A 20,200-nucleotide genomic window follows, 5' to 3' on the forward strand; every position below is an offset into this window, starting at 1 on the left:
ATGAAAAAGAATCTTTCTATAAGAATTAGTATGATGCTAGTTGGTAATTTAATGGTTGGATTTGCTATTGCATTATTTCGCATTACTAACCTTGGTACTGATCCATTTACAACGATGAATTTAGGATTAAGTAGTTTTACTAAACTTTCATTTGGTTTTTATACATTACTAGTAAATCTTATTTTAGTTTTGTTCGCCTTACTGTTTGTTAGAAATCAAATTGGTTTAGGGACTATTATCAATATGATTGGTAGTGGTTATATTGCTGATTTCTTTGTATATATGTATATTTACAGTTTTGATAGTAATTTATCGTTAGCCCTTAAATTGGTAATTTTGGTGTTAGCTGTTTTTGTAATAACTCTAGGATTCTCCATCTACTTAACTTCTGAATTAGGAGTTGCACCTTACGATACGATAGCTCTCATTATTATTAAGCTTAGTAATAACAAAATTCCCTTTGCTGCAGCAAGAGTAATGACAGATTTAACATGTGTCATTGTTGGATTTTCATTTGGAGCAGTTGTAGGGATTAGTACTGTAATTACAGCATTTTTCACAGGTCCGCTAGTACAATTCTTTAAAAAACGTGTATATACAATGTTAATTGAAAAAGAACAGAAACAAGAAGTTGTATAAGGAGGAATAAAGGATGAGTTTTTTTGGTGAATCAGCAAAATTAAAGTACATTGATCTTAGCCACTCTGTTGAAAATGGAACGGTAACATACCCGGGAGATCCTCCAGTATTAATTGAAAATTATCTTAGTAGGGATATGATCTCTAAGCAGAATGGAGGAGGACCAAACTCTGGTGCAGAAATCAATAAAATTACGTTGGTTAGTACTAGTGGGACATATTTAGATGCTCCTTATCATGTTTTCAAGGATGGGAAAAAGATTAAAGATTACCCATTAGAAAAGCTTGTCAACATCCCTTCCGTAGTAGTCACATTAGCAGACGATAGAAATTATTTTGATGTGAAGGATATTGAAGGTTTAGATTTAAAAGACAAAGCAGTTTTATTTTACAGTGGACACGACAAATTTTTTATGACACCCGAATATGGGGTGAATTCAGCATACTTAACAATTGATTTGGCTAGGGCACTAGTAGAAAATCAAGTAGTGTTTGTAGGTATTGATACCCCTCTTGTAGATGATATTTCTAATCTTTCTGACAATGGTACACCAGTACACTATATACTTCTAGGTGAAGAAATCCCTATATGTGAAGATATGACAAACTTACAAGCATTACCTAGTGATGGATTTATGATAACCGCAGTGCCTCCCGCTGTAGCCATAGAAAGTTTTCTTGCGAGGGTATTTGCAACAGTAATAGATAAATAAAGAAGATTAAGCTAGTTTTACGGAAAAAGACGCTACATTCAAATGTAGCGTCTTTAGTTATATCTCTATTCACTTTGTGTTCTTTTATTACCTTTATAGATGAAATAAAGGGCAATCACATTTATTCACAAAATATAATGGAGAAGGGATTGTGATATGGGAATATGAACATCGGTTAGAACGCTAAATACTGTGAAAGATTTGATTATCAGTGGTTATGTCTAAAGTGGACAAGTGGTAAAAGAAGATAACAGAAAGTGAAAAAACCTTTTACGAGAGAATAAAAAAGGAAGCCTTTCAAAAATATTTAGAACAAAGGGATTATTTCGTCCTACTGGAAAACACTATGTATTTTAAATTAGGGAGTGTAAGAGAGAAAACTTTGTTTCTAGAAGAGGATGAAATAGGGGTTTCTTTTAAATTGATTCGTCCTAATAATCGGTTAGGAAAAAGAAGATTTTCTGAGACTAAAAGAGGTATATTGCAACACGCTTCCTTCCAATTTTATTCTGATTCCAGTTATGCCAAAGGAAAAGAGAAATATAGAATCATATAAAAAAAGCGAACTTACAGAAATAAGTCCAGTTTATTCACCAGCATATCCAGATTCGGTTTTTATAGTGGGAGATCAAGGAATTATTGGTATAGCATACTGGGATGACAACAGTGAGCTTTTTATTTTTAAATATTTCAAATCAGCCAAATAACATTAATACTGTATATATTTGACAAATAAATACATAAATTACTAAAATTAAAGAAAAAGCCATAGAATTTTTGGGGAATATATGATAATATGTAAAATGTTGTTAAAACGCATCTTAGAAAAGGGGTTTTTTATTATGAAAAAAATAGTTTCATCACTTGTGGTTTGTGCTTGTCTTGGAGTTTCTGCAATTAGTGCATCTGCTGCTTCATCTACAAATATTAAAGAAGGTAGTGCAGTTAATTTAGATTCCTTCCTTGCAAGTTCTCCTGAGGGAACTATTAAACTATCTAGCTCATCCACAAAAGGTGTTTTCTCTATTGCAAAAGCTTCTAATGTACAAGAAGCCGGTGGAGGAACATTCTGGGTTGAATGGGGAGGGGATCGTCATTGGTCGAATTATAATCATCCAACAAAAACTCATAGATCCAGTGCCTCAAATAAAAAATTTACTGAACGTAGTGCTTGGGAAAGCAAAGAAGATTTAGCTTCGGTTTGGATTAAATCTACTTTGACTGGTAACAAGGCAAACTGGGCAACAAAATAATCACTAACTTTTAACATAGTGTAGAAATAACTACACTATGTTAATTTATTTAAAGGAGTATATTTTGTGAAAAAATTGCTTTATGTGTTATTGACTTTAGTTTTCATTTTAGTAAATATATTCGGATATTCTTTAATGAGTAACAAGCAATTGACTAGTGTACTATATCCAAAGTATCAAATAGTTCATTTTGATTATAGTAAAGCTACGTCCAATATAGAAAATGCAAAGTTAATAGACCATCTGGTTAAATTCTCTAAAGATACAAAAATAAACATTTCACAGTATAATTTTTTAAGTGAAAGTGATCTAAATATTTATTCCACCAATATAAAAGATGATTCAAGGATTCATATAGAAACTGGCGAATTACCAAAGAGCAATCAATACATCTCCAATGAAAATATAGATGATAGTACTACCAAACAATCAGGAATTTTTTCGTTACCCTTATCAAAATGGAAGATTCGTTTTTATGATATTCAACAAGTCAAAAATGTTGGACTAGGTAATGAATTTTATATAATCGGCGCAGAGAAAGAAATAGTTAACGCCTTTATTAAAGAATTCTCTATTTATGGGAATATCTCATTATTGCACGAAAAGGTTAGCAGTTTAGAGCTAATGAACATACCCTTGTTAATGGTTGTAATATTTTCATTTGTACTTTTCTTTATAGGGATGTTTTATTTTCTTGTTAGTAATCGGAAAGCATTATTATTGGAGCAATTATGGGGATATTCAGAAAGTTTAATATTATTCTCTGTTCCAAAGAGATTTTTGCGTTTTTGTATTACACTTCAATGTTTGATATTGTTTGGATATATAATATTTATCATTTGGTTTAAACAAACATACTTTCTTTTAGACTATATAATGATGTTTACTCTTACCAATATAGTTACCATCATTATTCTCTTATTATTTACGTTGTTCGGAACTTGGCTGATCCAAAAATTTAATGATAGCTCGTTAAATGTTAAAGGTAAATTACCTTTCGAAAGAATACAGTTAATGTCTGCTATTTTAAAAGCATTAATCGCTATTATTTTATTCAGTCTTATTAGCTTCTCTCTTTCGAATTATTACCAGTTAAGTAAAAAAGTTGATAGTTTTCGCTATTGGAATGAAACAAAAGATGTGTTTAAAGTACAAGTCGGAAATTTAGATGACGATATAGATAGTAATTTAGAAAAAGATAGGGAATTGAATGATAGACTATTTACTTTCTATAAAGAGATTGAATCTAAAAACAATGCGTTTCTAATAGAGTCTGAAAATTTCAATGTAATGGATTATGATGTCAAAGGAAACCCGATTTATAGTTATACTCTGAATGCATTCGGGGAAGAGGAAATATATTCTCCGCATGGCAGAAAAGTAACAATAAATAAAAACTATTTAAATGTCAATGCAATCAAAAGTAGTAATGGTATACCTATTGAGATTCAAGTAAAAGATGATAAAGATATTCTAAATATTTTAGTTCCTGAACAATTTAGAGATAGAGAAAATCAAATTGTTGAGTCTTATAAAGAATGGTTCTATTTTCAAAAGGTGGAAGTTGATAATATTTATAATGAAGAGCTTGGTTTTCCGCTGAATAAGAAAAAGATCGATGATCTTAAGATTAATATTATTTATACCAAGCCAGGGCAGGATTATTTTACCTTTGATAGCTTCACGGGTAATAGTCAAAACAAAATCAGAGATCCTATTGCAGTAATTTATAATGAAAGTGTAGATACTTCTAATATAGGTGCCTATACAACTACCTCTCTATTTTATTTGGATACTTCGCAAGGACAAGCATATGAAAACATATTACCTTCTATAACAAAGGCAAAAGTACCTGAGATTAAGAATGCCATTTCTGTTTATAGTGAGGCAAATGAAGAAATTGTGAAGCAACAATGGCTATTATTCCAGCAAGTAGTAGGTTTAATTTTAACTATTATTTTTTCAGCTATTCTCTTTCTTTCCTTTATTTGGGCTTATTACAGTGCTAATGTTTATCAATTAAGTCTAAGATATGTGTTTGGATATTCTTACTGGAAAAGAAATAAAAAAATTATTTTATTTACAGTTATATCAAATATATTATCAGGGTTATTAGTGTATTTTGTTTTCAGCGTTACTATAGTTCTCGTAATAATAGGCTGTGTTTTAATTATTGAGTTAGTTGTTATAAATATTATAGGTAACAATTTAAACCAAAAAAATATGAAAAAAGTTTTAAAAGGAGATCATGTATGATCGAACTGAAGGACATAAATAAAAGTTTTGATGGTAAGCCTGTGTTATCTAACTTCTCATTAAAGATAAAGAAAAATGAATTTGTTTCTATAGTAGGATCAAGTGGAGCTGGAAAAACAACAGTTTTAAACATTATAGGCTTATTAGATAAACCGGATAAAGGCAATGTTTCGGTTGCAGGTTATGTAAATCCTAATAAAAAAGAAACCATGCATTTGAGAAGGTATACAATGGGGTACATTTTTCAAAATTACGTCTTAATGGATAATGAAACAGTTTATAAAAATTTATTGATTTCAAAAACATATAATAATTCATTTAGTAAAGAAAAGTTGATAGATACATTAGAGAAGGTAGGATTAGACTCTACAGCATTAAATAAAAAGGTGTATCAGTTAAGTGGTGGGGAACAACAAAGAATAGCAATAGCTAGAATTATGTTAAAACCCTGTGAGATTATATTAGCTGATGAGCCAACAGGAAATTTAGATAGTTCAAATAAAAAGTTGATATTATCCTTATTTCACCAATTGCAAAAGTTAGGCAAAACGATTGTCTGTGTAACCCATGATAAGGAAATCGCTGATAATTCGGATAGAATCATACGTATAGGAGAGAAGGGGCTAGAATTATGAAGATTGTAGGGTTAAGTTTTATAAATGTTATTTTAATTTTATTTACCGTATTAATACATAAGATTATCTATCGAGTGCTGCTACTCAATTACGATAGTTTAGCTTTATATTGGGGTATATTTGTTGCGGTATTTTTTGTTTTAAATGTAGTGGTTAATAGTCTATTTTTGAAAAAAACGATTGGTAGTCGGGAACGTTGAATAATCACTAGAAGCAATTGAAATAAATCAAAAAAAGGCAAAGATATTTCATTTGCCTTTTTGGTTTATTTTAATAAATTAAAACTCTATAGAGCAAGTTTTATTTTTACAGAAAATATTGTGATTTTAGCTTTTTCTTGTTCCTTTTATAGTATCAATTGGAGAAAGTAAAACTGCCTATAAAATAGAATGGAGTTTCTTTAACAGACAAGAGAAGAAGTTTAAACAATAAATAAATGAATCTCCAAGTCTGCGTTAAATTCTTATTAACACTTAATAAAATAAGTAAAGAGACCGTCGAAACCACTAATATATATGGGATTAGACGGTTTTTTCTTTCCGAATTAATTATTCTAAGAAGGATTAACGCTTGTTTTATGGCTTAACACTCATCTTTAGGGAAAGTGTATAAATCGGAGTAAAGTGTTTAATCATTGAAAGCATTTATTAGCGATAATGGAATATAGTGATAATATGCGTATATTAGGATAGGGACTTCTTTCACCTCTATTTTCTATAAGATTAGTCTACTAGTATGTGCCTGTATAAAAGCAGAAGGAGTGAAAGCATTTTGTTTAAAAACAGTAAAGGCCAGTTAAGGACAGGGTGGCTCATTTTTGTAACGCTTATCATTACTTTTGTTATTCAAGCCATTTTTATGCTTCCAGTAGAGATGTACGCATTATTTACAGTGGCTTCAGACGGTGACGGTACAGCTGTGTTTACAATGGATAGAAGTGTTATTATGGATGGTCGACCGTGGTTAGATGTATTTTCCTATGCACTTGGTTATGTGGCTGCTTTAATTTCATTGCTTTTATTATGGAAATTCTTAAACAAAAAGAAAATACAAGATTTGGGTTTTGGTTTATTCCTAATAAATATAATATTTGGTCTACTATTAGGAGCAATATCTATTGCAATCATTTTCTTTATCCTGTTATTTACTGATAATATTGAATTAATCAACACACTTTCCAACCCAAACTTTTCAACTTATTCTATTACTTACTTAATCTTTTTTATTTTGGTTGGTTTGTTTGAAGAACTTGTATTCAGAGGCTATATCATGTCTACCCTTGCAGATAGAGGTCGTCGAAAGGTAACCATTTATATGGTGTCAGCCCTGATTTTTGGAATTGCACATTTGGCTAATCAAAATGTAACTCTACTAGGCATTTTCAATATCTTCCTAGTAGGAATACTATTTGCTTACATGTATGACAAAACACAGAGTTTGTGGACACCAATAGGCTATCATATTACATGGAACTATTTTCAGGGAAATGTTTTCGGCTTTCCTGTTAGTGGAACAACGCCATATGGTGTATATACAATAGATGTGAGTAGTGGAAATGATTTATTAACAGGAGGTTCTTTTGGGTTAGAAGGAGGGCTTTTAGCTACTCTAATGATCATCTTTGGATTTATTTGTACTTATTTATTTTCTGGTAAAAGGAAGCAAACTTCTATTAGATTGTAGTGTGAGGGAAGGGATAAAGCTCAGTTCAATCAGAAAATGAGCATTAATCCTTCATAGATTAAGATGCCATGTAGTTGTTAGTAATTTACTAACGACTACATGGTATTTTTATGACCAAGCTTCTTTTAAAAGATGAACCCCTAATTGAATTTCTTCACATGTTAGGTTGCTAAAGCCAAGCTTTATAGTGGGCTCATTCATGTGATTTTCTAGCGTATATATGGAGGTAGGATACACTACTACTCCATATAATGAAGCGCGATTGATTAACCATTCTTCAGTACGGTTAAGATGGAGTTTAACGAGCACAAATAATCCAGACTGTTCTCCAATTATCGTTATAGTTTGTTTGAAATGACTCTTTAATTCTGAAACGATATAATTCATTTTTTGCTTATAAACAAGACGCATTCGTTTAAGATGGCGATTCCATTCACCATCTTTCATAAATTTAGCCATTGCAAGCTGATTATGAAGCGAAGCAGGGCTTTCAAAAAGGTAAAATTGCTTTTTATACTGGTTTATTAATGAATCTGGAAGAACCATATAACTTATACGTATTCCAGGAAGAAATGACTTCGAAAAGTTCCCAAAGTAAATGACTCTTGTTGAATCAATGGAAGCTAATGCTGGGAATGGTTGCTGTGTATAACGGAATTCACTATCATAATCATCTTCAATAATATATCCCTGTCTGACACTGGCCCAATTTATAAGCTTTAACCTTTCTTGTATGGACATACTAACGCCTATTGGACTTTGGTGAGATGGTGTTACATAAATCAGTCTTGATTCCTTCTGATTTAGTGTAGAAAAATCTGTACCTGTTTCACAAACAGGTACCGTTTCCAATGTAAAATCATGAAACTTCAAAGCTTCTCTAGCACCAACATATCCTGGATCTTCAACAATAAAGCTAGAGAAATTTTCCCTCAGAAGCTTCCCTAAATTAATTAACATAGGCTGAGTGCCACTGCTGATTATGATATTATTTGCATTTGTTTTGAGTCCACGAGATTGAAATAAATAGGCTGCAATTTGTTCACGTAAGCATTCTTCACCAAAAGGGTCTCCATATTGATAACTATGGTGCATAGTTAGAACTTGATTGGTCACTCTTCTCCAAGTTTTCAATGGGAAATGCTGTTGATCTACGGTTCCTGCTCGGAAATCAATGCGGACATTTTTTAATTCTTTTTTTTCATTTTTAGTTGGCATTTTTACACTTTGATATAAAAGCGGATCTAATTCGTTTACAAAATAGCCTTTACGTCCATCACTACGAATATAACCTTCTGCCAAAAGTTGTTCATAGGCATTAAGTGTAGTATTTCTGCTTACCGAAAGGGAGTCTGCAAGTTGACGAATAGATGGCAGCTGTTCGTTAACGGAGATATTTCCATTCTCAATATATAATTTAAACTGTTCGTAAATTTGTTTGTATTTCGGTGCGTCGTCATTAAGAGCAAAAATAGTATTTTTCATTAAATGCCACCCTTGACATGTTTATTTGTTCATAATTGTACCTTTTTTTATGTCAGATTACATTATAGAATTTTTCTGAAGCCATCTATAAAACTTAATATTTCCCAATGATGAAGCAGGTATAAAGAACTTGATTCTAAGTGGCACAAGTGGTGAAGAAAATAAAATATAAGGAGAACTTGAAATGAAAAATCCTTTTCTTGAATTCAGTATTGCGATGGTAACACCGTTTACTTATGACGGTAAGCTTAATTTAGACGGTATACCGCCATTAATTGATTACTATAAAAAGAATAATGTTCCCTCCTTACTGATTAGTGGATCTACAGGAGAGCAACATTCTATGACTATAGAAGAACGTATTACTTTATTTCATAAAGTAAAAGAAGCAGCGAAAAATGAAGTTCTACTTTATGGAGGAGTTGCAGCAGTTCAAACGAAAGATGCGATTTCACTGGCTATTGCAGCAGAAGAAGCTGGTTTAAATGGAATTATGTTAGGTTTCCCTCCATACCTCCGAATTAATCAAGAGGAAGCCTTTCATTATGTAGCAAAGGTTTGTTCCCATACTTCTTTACCAATTATGCTATATAATAACCCTCCAAGAACTGGTTTTAATTTAAATATAGAAACATTATTTAGATTAGTTAAACAGTTCCCTCAGATTATTGCATTAAAGGAAGCGGGTGATCGAGCTACAGTAAAGGAAGTAAAAGAAAAACTCGGTTCTTCATTTATTGTATTAACTGGATCAGACCAAACTATATTAGAAGATGCTGAACTTGGTTTTAATGGTATTTCTAGTGTGTTAGGAAATGTATTTCCTAACGAAATACATGAGATAGTTAAACAAATAAAGTCTGGTAAGATTAATGTTGCAAAGGAGCTACTCTCTAAACTGTCCCCTTATATGAAGACTATTACAGAGATTGGAGCACTTCGAGCCATTAAGTATATATTAGATAAGCAAAATGTATCTGCAGGTATTTGTCGGGAACCCATTTCTACTTTAAACAAAGAGGAGCAAATAATAATTGATGGTTTTCTTAAATAGTTAAGAAAAGAAGCAGTCGTTGAAGAAGTATAAACAAGTATCATTAAATTTATTTTGGGAAATGCGTATAAACCTTGGTGTGTAAAGGATTAGACGTATTTTTCAATTTCAACTTAAGAAGGATAAACAATTATATTGGAGTTAACACTTTTATAGTTAATGTGTAATTTATTTCAATTAATACTAAAAAAAGCACCAGCAAGTATGCTGATGCTTTAATCTATTGAGAACTCTATACATATAAATACGTTCTCTTTCAACCTTTGATGTAATAATAAGCTAAAAAAGTGTCAGTCGAACCTTGTCTAATTGGTGAATGTTAATAAAGCTTGCTTTATTCTTGTTCCGTCCGCCACCATAGTGCATCCTCAGGATTCTCAACAACTTCTTTAAATTCAGATTTCGTCGCAACTGTTGGATAAGATCCTTTTAAGGATTTTCCTGTAGTACTCTTAAATAAGAATAGTATTACAAAGAATCCGACAAGGCTTACGATTGTTAAATACCAGGCAGGCGCTAAGTTATTGCCTGTTTGGTGAACAAGCCAGGTGGAAACTAATGGTGTAGTACCTCCAAATATGGAAACAGAGACATTAAATGTTACAGATAGTGTTCGGTAGCGTATATCGGTATAAAACATTGCTGGCAATGAACCGGGCATAGAGCCTTCATACGTTGCAAGCAGTACGCCCAGAATAAGGATACCTAACGAAATAAATAGTAAGCCATTCAGATTCACGAAATAAAAAGCTAGTACAGATAAGAGTGATAGTCCGCCTAAACCAATTAAGAAGACATTTTTATTACCAATGTTATCACTTAACTTACCGAATAGTAATGTAAGTGGCACCATGATGACCATCACAAGTGTAATTAAAATAGTACCGGTCGTGCTTGATAAACCAATTATCTCGTTTAAATAGGAAGGCATGTAGGATAGTAGCATATAATTTGTCACATTAAAGAAGGCTACAGATACGAAACAGACTATTATATCTTTTTTATGATTTCTTAGAATAGAAAAGAAGCCTTCTTCTGTTTGTTCTTCAGCTTCAGTAGAAGAAATTTCATTTTCAAAAATAGGTGATTCCTCTAAGGTTTTTCTCAGGTACATTCCAATAAGTCCTAGCGGTAAACCAAGCAAGAATGGGATTCTCCATCCCCATGTGGCCATCTGTTCATCAGATAATGCGACAAAAAGTATGCTTGCTACGAGGGAAGCCAATATATACCCAGTTAGGGTACCAATTTCTAATCCACTTCCGAGGATGCTGCGCTTATTGTCAGGAGATGATTCAGCAATATAGACCATTGCACCAGCATATTCGCCTCCAGTTGAAAAGCCTTGAATAATTCTTGCGACTAATAACAGGATGGGAGCCCATATACCAATTTGATCATAAGTAGGTAATAAACCGATCAATAAGGTAGAAAAGGCCATTAAAATAATGGTTGTAGTTAAGACGACTTTTCTTCCTGCTTTATCACCAATTTTACCGAAGATAATACCGCCTAATGGACGCATTAAAAAGGCAATGGCGAAAGTCGTGAAAGTAAATATTAATTTTAACTCGTCATTTTGTACTGCACTAAAAAAGTTCTGGCTAATAATAACAGCTAAGTAGGAATATAAACCAAAATCAAACCATTCCATTGCATTTCCAACCCCAGTTGCAAACACACTTTTCTTTGCCGTTTGGATATCTACGATGTTAATCTTCTTCTTGTTAAACTTCATTTTTTCAACTCCGTAGTCTGTGGTTATACAAAGACAACAAATAAGTTAAACGGATGCTACTTATCATGCTGCTTACATGTATCATATTGTGCACAAAAGCATCTGCGGCATACTAAAAGTAAAAGATTCGAGCAGTGCCAAATTCTTCAGGTTAAAATTAATAACAAAAGTAAGTCATTCAAAAAAGGGGAATAGTTGTTCCCTCCACGTATTAAGTCCTTAAGTGTTCACTTTCAATCGTTCTACTTATAAAACCTTTGATTTTATCGCATACTAATTACCCGAAGGAATCTAATGTTATGTGAAAAAACTTAGTAAGGTGTGCTTATAATGCCATTCAGATAGGGTTAACTATTTTGAGTTTTAAAGTAGCAATAAGAAGAACGATTATATAATTTACATCGGAGAAAATTGATGATATCAAAAGAGGAAAGAAAGTGGAGAAATAATAACCATAATAATCAGGGAGAACAGATATATGTTGCTATTAATACGATGGTTTACACTGGATAGACACAAGGATTTAAATAAATGATTTTGGTTGAACTATTATTTTCTCTTCACCTTTAAATAAGAAGGCTGGCAAACTTCCTACTACTTCTATACCTGTTTTACTAATGGGAATTCCAGTTTCTTTTGGTAAACACCTAACAGAAGATACTAGCCTTTAATTAAATGGATAGCCTTTCTTTATGTGATAAATTCCATAAAGAATAGTATTAAGTAACATAAAAGTCGATTGAAAACGGAAGTTCTGTTTATTTCATTAAACAGCTGGGTTGTGGAGAATGTAAATAATTGGGGAAGTGGAAGTAGGAAAGCTATGTGTCATTATAGATGAAAGTTTATGATTTTTATGTAATAATTAAACTGTAGAGATGTAAAGTTACATACATAGGGAAGGTGGGGGTCATAATGGCAACAGGAACTCATACCGTAGTAGTTCCAGTAGATGTACAAGCAGTTTGGGATTATGTCAGTGATCTTGAAAAATGGGCAACGACAGTACCAGCCTATAAAGAACATAAAATCATAAATGACAAGCAATCTATTTGGACATTTGAAGGTAGTCTGAAAGGCATTAAAAAAACAATACAAGCACAGGTAGATATTACCGAATGGAATGAACCTTCAAATATTAAATTTGAACTAAAAGGTTTATCAGATAATTTTTCAGGAAGCGGTCTCTTTACTGCAGAAGATATTAATGGTGAAACAATGATGACTTGTACGGTGGAAATCCATGCAGGCGGATTATCTGGTGCAATGTTAACACCAATTATTAAATTGGCAGTTCCGAAAGTAGCATCTCGTTTAACAGAATCTATCGCACGTAAAATAGCAGTATACTCATAGTTTTCAAGATTGAATAGATGATACATTCTGTAGTGGCTAATATAATGATATCTTGCTCTGTTAGAAATTTTATAATTAGCGGAAAGGGGGCTGTCCAAAAAGGATGGCCTCTTTTTTTATATTCAGGATTACTTTTCTAATTAAACTAAAGTGGCAGCACTTCTGTAATAAATGAAAAAAATCTTGCTTATGTAACAATCGGTGCAGTTTTGTGTTTAGTAAGCATATGAAAATAATAGGTGCAATAAGACAAAATAAAAGGACTAATTAAGACAATTAGTCCTTAGAAAGCAGGAGTTACACCCATTTGATTAATGAATTTTACAAAGGCCTATTATAGGAGTTAATGATTCTCTACTATTTTCAACCTCGATATCGGCCAAAATAAAATTTTAGAAAGTTCCAGCAATATTATCTTTTGGAATACTCCAATTTGGCGACTATCTTTACTATCTCTTCTATTATCCCCCATAACAACGCAAATCTGAATTGTCCTTAATGCTTTTAAATCTAGATTTTCTTTTTTATTTCATATTTTAAATTTTTGTCGGTCATAAATTTTTCGAAAAGAATTCCTGTTAAATAGTAAAACACGAGGCCAAAACAAATGTGAATAAGTGTAAATTTAGAGCCAAATGAAGTGATTTCATAGACTATAACTGGTAATTTCACTGTTGACCAAGCTCCTAAAAAAAACACTATATAGCGGACACTTGCTCCTTTTTTTAATAATAATACTGCAATTGGAAAGGCAATATAAAGAGGGCCTGCAGCCACCGTTGCTAATATTATAGTAAAGAAGACTCCGTATATCCCTGATTTTTCACCCATATACCGAATAAGTGATTCTTTCTTTACCCATTGATCTAATAATCCCACCAAGATGAATATAGGAGGAAGTAGGAATAACATATCTAAAATACTTTTACTAGTTATCTGAACGGTTTTCAAAGCTATAGAGTGATTTATAAACGCAATTATAAGAAGCCCTAATAATAAGATGAAAAAGAACCGATATTCTTTTAGCTTTGTCATGTCATTACCACCCCAATAATCAATCCGAATAGAAGAGACATTATTATGGCAGAAATATTTCGGGCATAAGCAAATCTTCTTCCGAAAGTTTTTTGTTCCATAGATAAAGTTACGAGTCCTACTGACATCATTGTTGACATTAATACGGCTACTTGTGGAAGCGCGGCACCATTTTGAAATAATGTATGTCCAAGAGGAAAGACAATAAAGCTCGGTACTAAAGCAATAGAGCCGATGATTGTTGAGTAAATGATACCTAGTAAGCCGGAAGTTTCACCAATAATTGATGAGATAAGAGTCGGTGTAAATAACGATAATGCCAGCCCAATAAAAAGCATAATGGCTAATAAATCCGGTAAAACATTGCGAAACATTTTCCATGAACTCAATAAGGCAGCCTTTGTTTTATGTTTGTCTTTTATGAAGGAAATTCCCAAATAAATAGCGGCAATAGTATAGAGAATAATTCCACTAATCATTATTTTAATCGTTCCATTCTTTATATCTTTCTAGGAAAAACGATAAATTTTTAATTTTTTCTTCAATATCTATTTTAAATTCCTCTAATCTCTTTTTACCAACATCAGTGATTTTGTACATCCTTATTGGTTTATCTCTTTCAGATGCATCAAGATAAGATTCTACAGAACCTTCTTCCTCTAATTTTTTTAGTGTGCGATATAAGATCGAACTATCAATGGGATTAATGGGAAGTTCTTCCTCGCATTTTTGTAGGAGTTTCCCTCCATAGTTATCGCCCTCTGTTAAAAACAGCAATAGAAATGCACCTGTATGTCTCCCAGTATGTTTCATAAAGTATAAAACCTCCTTATTTTTTATCAATAATATAGTACTGTTAATAACAGTATGCTGTAGATAACAGTATTGTGTCAATTTTTTTATTGATTATAAAAAACTTTATTTGAAGGAATAAAAAGGGGAATTATGGATTTACCAAGTGTTATAGCGAATAAATAAAATTTTATACCGACTGTTTTAGGATGCATTTCTTTTTTTACTGAGGGGGAAGCATTCCTCTAATATATTACCTACGTAAAAACCAAATTTGTGAAGTGATACACTTAAATTGACTGGGGCATTAATGCTTTTATTGGCTATGGTGCTAACATGGCACTATAGTGGAAGAAGGGATATTTACGACTTTAGAAGAATATTGTTTTTTAGATACATATTAAAGGAGTGTATGAGTGTGGAAGATATAATTAATGCAATAAACCACTGGATACAAGCATTACCAAAGAAATACAACTCTATGTCAGATACAGAAATATCAAACCGCCCATTACCAAATAAATGGTCTAAAAAAGAGATATTAGGACATCTTTGTGACTCTGCAATAAATAATATTCAGAGGTTTGTGGATATTCAATATACGGAGCAACCTTATGTCATCCAATCTTATAATCAAGAACAATGGGTTGTAGTTCAGAATTATCAAGAAAGGCCGCTTGATGAAATACTGACTCTTTTTCAAAACCTCAATAAGCAAGTGATAAATATCATTAAGAATATTCCTTCTGAGAAATTAACCTATCTTTGTGATATTGGGAATAGCCAAAAAACATTACAATGGCTTATACAGGACTACCTTAACCATATGGAACATCATATTAACAAACAAATCTTAATTAAGGGAAACGACTAAATCTTAATTCCATTGAACTAACAGGGGAGTTTAGTGAAAGAAGGATGAAGCAAAACAAAACCATCAATGCTAAACTATTGAAGGTTTTACTTAATCCTATAAACGAGTGGTTTTTGTCTAACTAAAAAAATAGAGCTTGTATCAGGATCTTTTAATTCTAATAATCCATTTTCATGATTAAAAAAGCAAAAGTGTATTTTACTTTTGTATTTAACTTTTTGACCGAACGAAATATTACTAATATGGTCTAAATTCTTGGCTGTCGACATGATTTATAAAGGGAAGGTGACTAAGAAAAGTCTAATAGGACCCAATCTATTATGTGATGTATTTTAACGGTAACATAGTACTTGCCCATAAGTAAATCTTGTTGTACTTATCAACGGATAAGAATAAAATTAACAAACAGTCTCCATTTAGAATTAATTTTTTATTTTACTATAGGGGCAGTTTTGTTAATAAAAAATTTCAACTATAGAAACAAATGGCTAGTAATGAGAATTCAAATATCCATGTCATTCTAAGGTGCTTGAATAACATGGATAAATATTGCTGTGAACTATAATGTTAATGAGCAAATTTGTACCCTTCAAATACTTTTAACCCTTCAACATTTAAAACTTGTTCTACTACTACTGGCTTATTTGGACTTTTTTCAATAACTTCTTTACATGAAATCATGATATTACTACCTGCAATTTTGGCTAGTTGATCATGAGATACACTGTAGACTATTTTGCCTAAATTAGACCATACCATTGCCCCTGTACACATCACACAAGGTTCACAGCTGGTATACAAAGTATATTCGCTAAGATCAAAAATGTTATTTTCAGAGCAAAAAGTACGAATAAGTCCGATTTCAGCATGGTGCGTAGGATCACAATAACTATTAATTTTATTTTCACCAAACATTACTATTTCGTTATTTTTTACTAAGATAGCACCGAATGGTTCATTTCCATCCTCTCTAGCCTTTAAAGCCATTTTAATGGCTATTTCAATAAAATCTTCATCTTTTGTCATAAATAGTCCCTCCTGTCCGATGCTATTATAACGGAAAATTAAACAGTATGAAACTGAGTCATTCCGTTGAACAGTAATGCACAATTCGAGGATGCTGAACAAAATAAAGCTTAAGTGGACTAGAGTTAAACATTATGATCGCTACGTAGGTTATTTTCTTATTGTAGAAACGGGGCAGGTTTGTTTAAGTGAAATTGTTCACAATATAGTATTTTTATGAGTTAATCACTACTTTTAAAGGTGTGACCCTTAATTAACAAATAAAGGTATCAGAACAGTATAACTGTTCTTAACTCTTTTCCTGGATACATAAGTTAAATGCCGATAATAAGATCTTAAAGTTATTACCAATTGATACTGTTTATTGAGTTATAAATTCAAGTTTTCTGATTCTAAAAACATTCAGGTTTTAGGGACAGATAATTTAATATTTACCAGTGCAAGAGTTGTAATTTTGATGAGGAAAAAAAGCTATTTTAATTAAAATCAGGAATTAATTCTTAACGTATACAGTGCTATAATTGTTTTAATGATAATTGATTATAGTAGTAGAAAAGAGGGGATTTTATGGTGTTTTTTAGAAAACGAAAGTTTCCAAAAGATGAAGATGGAGATGTTTTACATGAATTAGATAAATATGGATGTGACTTTAGTGTAGAACAAACAGTGGAATTTGTTATCGATGTACCTAATGAGAATTCTGGCAAGCAAGTTCTTGAAGAGTTAAAGACGGAAGGTTACCGATGTGAAATGGACTATGATGAGGAAGAAGACATGTGGACTGTTTACTGCTTCATTGAAATGATGCTGACTTATGAAGGTATTGTTGAAGTACAGAACAAACTAAGAGACTTGATTCATCCGCTAGATGGAGAAATCGACGGTTGGGGAGTCGGGATTGAATAAGAAAATGAAGAATTAAAAGACTATAAATATATATAGTCTTTTTTTGTCATAACATTAGGGTTACTGGAATTGTTTTTGGTGCTAAATGGATATAATTCCTGTAAAAAATGTTTAAGTAACTTCCTTATGTAACAATAGGGATGCTATATATGCTTTGGCGCTAACAGGGAAGTTTAACGGAAGAAGGACTATCTTAATTACTCATAGAATTAATATAAAGATTAGTTTTGTGGGGGAGTAGTGGAAAAATAATGGGTCAATTAGTAAATGTTAAGATATGGACTGTTTGTATGATTCAAAAAGACGAGAAGGTTTTGCTTTTGAATAGACAACATGATCATTTTAAAGGATTTATTCCGCCTGGTGGCAAGGTTGACTTTCCAGAGAGCATTGTCCAAAGTGCAATTAGAGAAGTAAAAGAGGAAACAGGATTAGAGGTTAGTAATCTGATTTACAAGGGGCTATATGAATATGTAAATCCAGTTGTGAATGATAGATATATGATTTTTAATTACATTACAAGAGACTTTAAAGGAGAACTTCTTGAAGATGGTCCTGAAGGAAAAGCTAACTGGGTAAATATAGAGGAAGCCTACAATCTTCCAATGCAACCATCAATTAAAAGGAGATTTCCTTTATTTTTTAAAGATGGCACATTTGAAATTCATGTAGTATGGAATCACAAGGAGAAAAACGAAGGAACCGTTACTATACATAGCACTTAAATTTTTGAACCTAAAGCATAAGCTGCCTAAGGTAGCTTTTTTTGTAACAATTGTGGCAGCATAATTTAATAAAGCATTTTGGGTAAGAGCAAAAGTGTCAAATTCCAACCAAAACAAATACTGGGGGTAGAAAATTTATGGATATTCTTATTAGAAAAGCTAAGCAAAGTGATTATGAATCGTTGTTGCCATTATTTAGGCAGGTTCACGAATTCCATGTTTTTATAAGACCAGATCTGTACAAAGAGAATTCCACACCAGTCGAACAGGAGTTTTTTGAAAGCCAATTGATTGATGACAAACAGCATATTTTTGTGGCTACTACTGACACTGAATTAGTTGGTGTTGTAGTGACAAAGGAAGAAGAAGTAACAGAAAATACTTTTGTTAAAACGAGGAAAGTATTATATATAAAGAGTTTATGTGTTGTTGAAACACATAGAAAGAAAGGTATTGGAAAAAAAATAATTAAATACATTTTTGATTTTGGAAGAAGCCTTGAAGTTGATAGTATTGAATTGGGAGTATCCGAGGAAAATACAGCTGCCATTGGATTTTATAGGTCGATTGGGATGAAAACGAAGAGTAGAAAAATGGAGATTATATTGAACTAACTGGGACATTAATCTAAGTACAATTAATGTTCTTTTTTTATTTGTAACTAAAAGGGCAGCATTCCTGTAATAACTGAAGAGAAGCTTTCTTGTTTCACAAACGTGGCATTTAGCTCAAGAAGGTTTTTTTAATGATCGAACGAATATTTAAGAGCAAGAAGCAAAACTTACGTGACGAATTTGTTTGAATCTTCATAGGAAGAGCTGGTTTGTAAGAGTAAATATGAAAGGGGAATCAAATCATGAGCGAGGAAAATATGGAGGAATACTTCAATATAAATATTAAGAGTATTCTTAAGGCGTTAACCGAAACTAAAAATACTGAAATATACTATTATGGTTCAAAAGTTGAGTATGGCTTTAATTTTAAAAAAGGTGCAACAGATAAAGAAATTAGTTATTTGGAAAACAAAATTGGTTATAAGCTGCCAAATGATTATAAAGAATTTTTGCAATATACAAACGGATTAAAATTTCGTCATTATGATGCTAAAATTTCCGATATAGAAGATATGCTTGAAAGCTATGAAATATTTGATTACCCAGATTATATGGTGGTTATTGGAACATCCTTGAGTTCACAACTACAAATAGCTATTAATCTTCTTACTAATGAGGATGATAATAGAATTTATGTCGTCGATCCAATTGCAGATGATTACTTTGTTAGTATTAACAGTAATTTCACTGAGTTTTTGAACAGATTTTTATCTTCATATGGTTCGGATTATTGGAATTGGGGAATAGACTCGACTAATAAAATTTTAAAAAACACTGAATAAAAAAACTTAAAATACTAAAGTCTCTGTCATTCTTGTTTAACCCTAGGTAATTTTAGGTTTGAAATAAAATACCCATTACAAATATAGGTTTATGAATAATTATACTTAAGCTATAGGGGGCTTTCCTTCCTTTGTTATGTCGCTAAAATGGCAGTTTAGCTGAATAAGCTTGGGTAAAAATCAATTATTTCAAGATGAAAGAATCTTTAATTAAATCAAATTAAGGCTTAGTGCTTTTTTTATTTAATTCTCTTTAAGTTTTAGAACGACAGGGAGTTTATTGCAAGTTCATTATATAATAGAACTAAAAACTAACTGTGAGCAGGTGTTTTGATGGTGAATGAGAGAGAACTGCTGAGTATAATCAGAGAAATGGATGGACCTGGCACTATTTATAATGAAATGCAGGGAGTTTATACAAGTGAAGGATCTCCATCTTCGATTGCATACAATAAAGCAAGGTCGTTGACAGATACAACTTTAATTTCTTTTCTAAGTGACCTGTTAGAAAAAAGTAAAAAAGAATCCATTAAAAGGAATATCTATTTTATTCTAGGGAAAATTGGAGAGAATACAGGTGATAAGCGAGTTGTCGAGATTCTTTTACAAAGGATTGGATTAGAAACAAATAAATA

At 31.9% G+C, this 20,200-nt stretch carries 23 protein-coding genes; 16 read left to right on the plus strand and 7 right to left on the minus strand.

Annotated elements, in window-relative coordinates; translation table 11 throughout:
* The 8 genes from ACLIJJ_RS25100 (at position 1) to ACLIJJ_RS25135 (ending at position 7,178) form a co-directional block, all read left to right on the plus strand.
* Positions 1 to 639 carry a YczE/YyaS/YitT family protein gene (locus ACLIJJ_RS25100; RefSeq protein ID WP_411411859.1) on the plus strand — a complete coding sequence of 213 codons (639 nt, stop codon included), beginning with the start codon at positions 1 to 3 and terminating at the stop codon, positions 637 to 639.
* Positions 640 to 652: 13 nt separating this feature from the next.
* Positions 653 to 1,351, plus strand: a complete 699-nt coding sequence (locus ACLIJJ_RS25105) for a cyclase family protein (protein WP_411411860.1) — start codon at positions 653 to 655, stop codon at positions 1,349 to 1,351.
* A 247-nt stretch (positions 1,352 to 1,598) separates the two neighbouring features.
* A complete protein-coding gene (locus ACLIJJ_RS25110; RefSeq protein ID WP_411411869.1) occupies positions 1,599 to 1,907 on the plus strand; it encodes an HK97 family phage prohead protease in 309 nt (102 codons plus the stop codon).
* 286 nt (positions 1,908 to 2,193) lie between these two features.
* On the plus strand, positions 2,194 to 2,604 hold the full coding sequence (locus tag ACLIJJ_RS25115) for a lactococcin 972 family bacteriocin (RefSeq protein WP_411411861.1): 411 nt from the start codon (positions 2,194 to 2,196) through the stop codon (positions 2,602 to 2,604).
* Positions 2,605 to 2,670: 66 nt separating this feature from the next.
* The gene (locus ACLIJJ_RS25120) at positions 2,671 to 4,860 is read left to right on the plus strand and encodes a DUF1430 domain-containing protein (protein ID WP_411411862.1); all 2,190 of its coding nucleotides are present in this window, start codon (positions 2,671 to 2,673) and stop codon (positions 4,858 to 4,860) included.
* Positions 4,857 to 5,495, plus strand: coding sequence for an ATP-binding cassette domain-containing protein (locus ACLIJJ_RS25125; RefSeq protein WP_411411863.1), 639 nt, complete (start codon positions 4,857 to 4,859; stop codon positions 5,493 to 5,495). Before ACLIJJ_RS25120 ends, ACLIJJ_RS25125 begins: the two co-directional genes overlap by 4 nt.
* A complete protein-coding gene (locus ACLIJJ_RS25130; RefSeq protein ID WP_411411864.1) occupies positions 5,492 to 5,695 on the plus strand; it encodes a bacteriocin-like WGxF protein in 204 nt (67 codons plus the stop codon). The genes ACLIJJ_RS25125 and ACLIJJ_RS25130 overlap by 4 nt, the downstream gene beginning before the upstream one ends.
* Before the next feature lie 571 nt (positions 5,696 to 6,266).
* Positions 6,267 to 7,178, plus strand: coding sequence for a CPBP family intramembrane glutamic endopeptidase (locus ACLIJJ_RS25135; protein WP_411411865.1), 912 nt, complete (start codon positions 6,267 to 6,269; stop codon positions 7,176 to 7,178).
* Positions 7,179 to 7,286: 108 nt separating this feature from the next.
* On the opposite strand, the gene pdxR is transcribed toward ACLIJJ_RS25135, so the two are convergent.
* A complete protein-coding gene (gene pdxR / locus ACLIJJ_RS25140) occupies positions 7,287 to 8,663 on the minus strand; it encodes a MocR-like pyridoxine biosynthesis transcription factor PdxR (RefSeq protein WP_411229971.1) in 1,377 nt (458 codons plus the stop codon).
* A 184-nt stretch (positions 8,664 to 8,847) separates the two neighbouring features.
* Here pdxR and ACLIJJ_RS25145 point away from each other — a divergent pair, with 184 nt between their 5' ends.
* A complete protein-coding gene (locus tag ACLIJJ_RS25145) occupies positions 8,848 to 9,717 on the plus strand; it encodes a dihydrodipicolinate synthase family protein (protein WP_411411866.1) in 870 nt (289 codons plus the stop codon).
* A gap of 334 nt (positions 9,718 to 10,051) precedes the next feature.
* Here the strand turns inward: ACLIJJ_RS25145 and ACLIJJ_RS25150 are convergent, their stop codons facing one another.
* Positions 10,052 to 11,455, minus strand: coding sequence for an MFS transporter (locus tag ACLIJJ_RS25150; protein ID WP_233317933.1), 1,404 nt, complete (start codon positions 11,453 to 11,455; stop codon positions 10,052 to 10,054).
* Between the two features lie 915 nt (positions 11,456 to 12,370).
* Between ACLIJJ_RS25150 and ACLIJJ_RS25155 the strand changes: the two genes are divergently transcribed.
* Entirely contained in the window at positions 12,371 to 12,811 is a 441-nt protein-coding gene (locus ACLIJJ_RS25155; RefSeq protein ID WP_237943566.1) for an SRPBCC family protein, read from the plus strand.
* 343 nt (positions 12,812 to 13,154) lie between these two features.
* Here ACLIJJ_RS25155 and ACLIJJ_RS25160 read toward each other — a convergent pair whose 3' ends face one another.
* The 4 genes from ACLIJJ_RS25160 to ACLIJJ_RS25175 are packed head-to-tail and all read right to left on the minus strand — an operon-like array spanning position 13,155 to position 14,659.
* Positions 13,155 to 13,283 (minus strand): hypothetical protein, encoded by a 129-nt coding sequence (locus ACLIJJ_RS25160; RefSeq protein WP_325169594.1) that lies wholly within the window; start codon positions 13,281 to 13,283, stop codon positions 13,155 to 13,157.
* Positions 13,284 to 13,321: 38 nt separating this feature from the next.
* Positions 13,322 to 13,846: a permease gene (locus tag ACLIJJ_RS25165; RefSeq protein WP_233317929.1), complete on the minus strand. Its 525-nt coding sequence runs from the start codon at positions 13,844 to 13,846 to the stop codon at positions 13,322 to 13,324.
* On the minus strand, positions 13,843 to 14,325 hold the full coding sequence (locus ACLIJJ_RS25170) for a hypothetical protein (RefSeq protein ID WP_233317927.1): 483 nt from the start codon (positions 14,323 to 14,325) through the stop codon (positions 13,843 to 13,845). The genes ACLIJJ_RS25165 and ACLIJJ_RS25170 overlap by 4 nt, the downstream gene beginning before the upstream one ends.
* 4 nt (positions 14,326 to 14,329) lie before the next feature.
* Positions 14,330 to 14,659, minus strand: a complete 330-nt coding sequence (locus ACLIJJ_RS25175) for a PadR family transcriptional regulator (protein ID WP_237943567.1) — start codon at positions 14,657 to 14,659, stop codon at positions 14,330 to 14,332.
* A 397-nt stretch (positions 14,660 to 15,056) separates the two neighbouring features.
* On the opposite strand from ACLIJJ_RS25175, the gene ACLIJJ_RS25180 reads away from it, so the two are divergent.
* Positions 15,057 to 15,512 carry a DinB family protein gene (locus tag ACLIJJ_RS25180; protein WP_237943570.1) on the plus strand — a complete coding sequence of 152 codons (456 nt, stop codon included), beginning with the start codon at positions 15,057 to 15,059 and terminating at the stop codon, positions 15,510 to 15,512.
* A gap of 567 nt (positions 15,513 to 16,079) precedes the next feature.
* Here ACLIJJ_RS25180 and ACLIJJ_RS25185 read toward each other — a convergent pair.
* Positions 16,080 to 16,538: a nucleoside deaminase gene (locus ACLIJJ_RS25185; protein ID WP_233317920.1), complete on the minus strand. Its 459-nt coding sequence runs from the start codon at positions 16,536 to 16,538 to the stop codon at positions 16,080 to 16,082.
* 567 nt (positions 16,539 to 17,105) lie between these two features.
* Between ACLIJJ_RS25185 and ACLIJJ_RS25190 the strand changes: the two genes are divergently transcribed.
* The 5 genes from ACLIJJ_RS25190 to ACLIJJ_RS25210 form a co-directional block, all read left to right on the plus strand.
* Positions 17,106 to 17,444, plus strand: a complete 339-nt coding sequence (locus ACLIJJ_RS25190; protein WP_233317918.1) for a ribonuclease E inhibitor RraB — start codon at positions 17,106 to 17,108, stop codon at positions 17,442 to 17,444.
* 251 nt (positions 17,445 to 17,695) lie between these two features.
* The gene (locus ACLIJJ_RS25195) at positions 17,696 to 18,169 is read left to right on the plus strand and encodes an 8-oxo-dGTP diphosphatase (RefSeq protein ID WP_233317915.1); all 474 of its coding nucleotides are present in this window, start codon (positions 17,696 to 17,698) and stop codon (positions 18,167 to 18,169) included.
* A gap of 137 nt (positions 18,170 to 18,306) precedes the next feature.
* Positions 18,307 to 18,783, plus strand: coding sequence for a GNAT family N-acetyltransferase (locus ACLIJJ_RS25200; RefSeq protein WP_233317913.1), 477 nt, complete (start codon positions 18,307 to 18,309; stop codon positions 18,781 to 18,783).
* A 242-nt stretch (positions 18,784 to 19,025) separates the two neighbouring features.
* Entirely contained in the window at positions 19,026 to 19,565 is a 540-nt protein-coding gene (locus tag ACLIJJ_RS25205; RefSeq protein ID WP_233317911.1) for an SMI1/KNR4 family protein, read from the plus strand.
* Between the two features lie 333 nt (positions 19,566 to 19,898).
* Positions 19,899 to 20,200, plus strand: a 302-nt coding sequence (locus ACLIJJ_RS25210) for a hypothetical protein (protein ID WP_411411867.1), incomplete at its 3' end; no start/stop codon positions are given.

Origin of the sequence: Niallia laureatilytica (assembly GCF_046613985.1) — a bacterium.
Taxonomy (GTDB): domain Bacteria; phylum Bacillota; class Bacilli; order Bacillales; family Cytobacillaceae; genus Niallia.

Bases quoted from the DNA above. Each gene is read 5' to 3' on its own strand.
- ACLIJJ_RS25100 (WP_411411859.1), top strand. From the start codon at position 1: ATGAAAAAGAATCTTTCTATAAGAATTAGTATGATGCTAGTTGGTAAT.
- ACLIJJ_RS25105 (WP_411411860.1), top strand. From the start codon at position 653: ATGAGTTTTTTTGGTGAATCAGCAAAATTAAAGTACATTGATCTTAGC.
- ACLIJJ_RS25115 (WP_411411861.1), top strand. From the start codon at position 2,194: ATGAAAAAAATAGTTTCATCACTTGTGGTTTGTGCTTGTCTTGGAGTT.
- ACLIJJ_RS25125 (WP_411411863.1), top strand. From the start codon at position 4,857: ATGATCGAACTGAAGGACATAAATAAAAGTTTTGATGGTAAGCCTGTG.
- ACLIJJ_RS25130 (WP_411411864.1), top strand. From the start codon at position 5,492: ATGAAGATTGTAGGGTTAAGTTTTATAAATGTTATTTTAATTTTATTT.
- pdxR (WP_411229971.1), bottom strand. From the start codon at position 8,663: ATGAAAAATACTATTTTTGCTCTTAATGACGACGCACCGAAATACAAA.
- ACLIJJ_RS25145 (WP_411411866.1), top strand. From the start codon at position 8,848: ATGAAAAATCCTTTTCTTGAATTCAGTATTGCGATGGTAACACCGTTT.
- ACLIJJ_RS25150 (WP_233317933.1), bottom strand. From the start codon at position 11,455: ATGAAGTTTAACAAGAAGAAGATTAACATCGTAGATATCCAAACGGCA.
- ACLIJJ_RS25155 (WP_237943566.1), top strand. From the start codon at position 12,371: ATGGCAACAGGAACTCATACCGTAGTAGTTCCAGTAGATGTACAAGCA.
- ACLIJJ_RS25160 (WP_325169594.1), bottom strand. From the start codon at position 13,283: ATGGGGGATAATAGAAGAGATAGTAAAGATAGTCGCCAAATTGGAGTA.
- ACLIJJ_RS25165 (WP_233317929.1), bottom strand. From the start codon at position 13,846: ATGACAAAGCTAAAAGAATATCGGTTCTTTTTCATCTTATTATTAGGG.
- ACLIJJ_RS25170 (WP_233317927.1), bottom strand. From the start codon at position 14,325: ATGATTAGTGGAATTATTCTCTATACTATTGCCGCTATTTATTTGGGA.
- ACLIJJ_RS25175 (WP_237943567.1), bottom strand. From the start codon at position 14,659: ATGAAACATACTGGGAGACATACAGGTGCATTTCTATTGCTGTTTTTA.
- ACLIJJ_RS25185 (WP_233317920.1), bottom strand. From the start codon at position 16,538: ATGACAAAAGATGAAGATTTTATTGAAATAGCCATTAAAATGGCTTTA.
- ACLIJJ_RS25190 (WP_233317918.1), top strand. From the start codon at position 17,106: ATGGTGTTTTTTAGAAAACGAAAGTTTCCAAAAGATGAAGATGGAGAT.
- ACLIJJ_RS25195 (WP_233317915.1), top strand. From the start codon at position 17,696: ATGGGTCAATTAGTAAATGTTAAGATATGGACTGTTTGTATGATTCAA.
- ACLIJJ_RS25200 (WP_233317913.1), top strand. From the start codon at position 18,307: ATGGATATTCTTATTAGAAAAGCTAAGCAAAGTGATTATGAATCGTTG.
- ACLIJJ_RS25205 (WP_233317911.1), top strand. From the start codon at position 19,026: ATGAGCGAGGAAAATATGGAGGAATACTTCAATATAAATATTAAGAGT.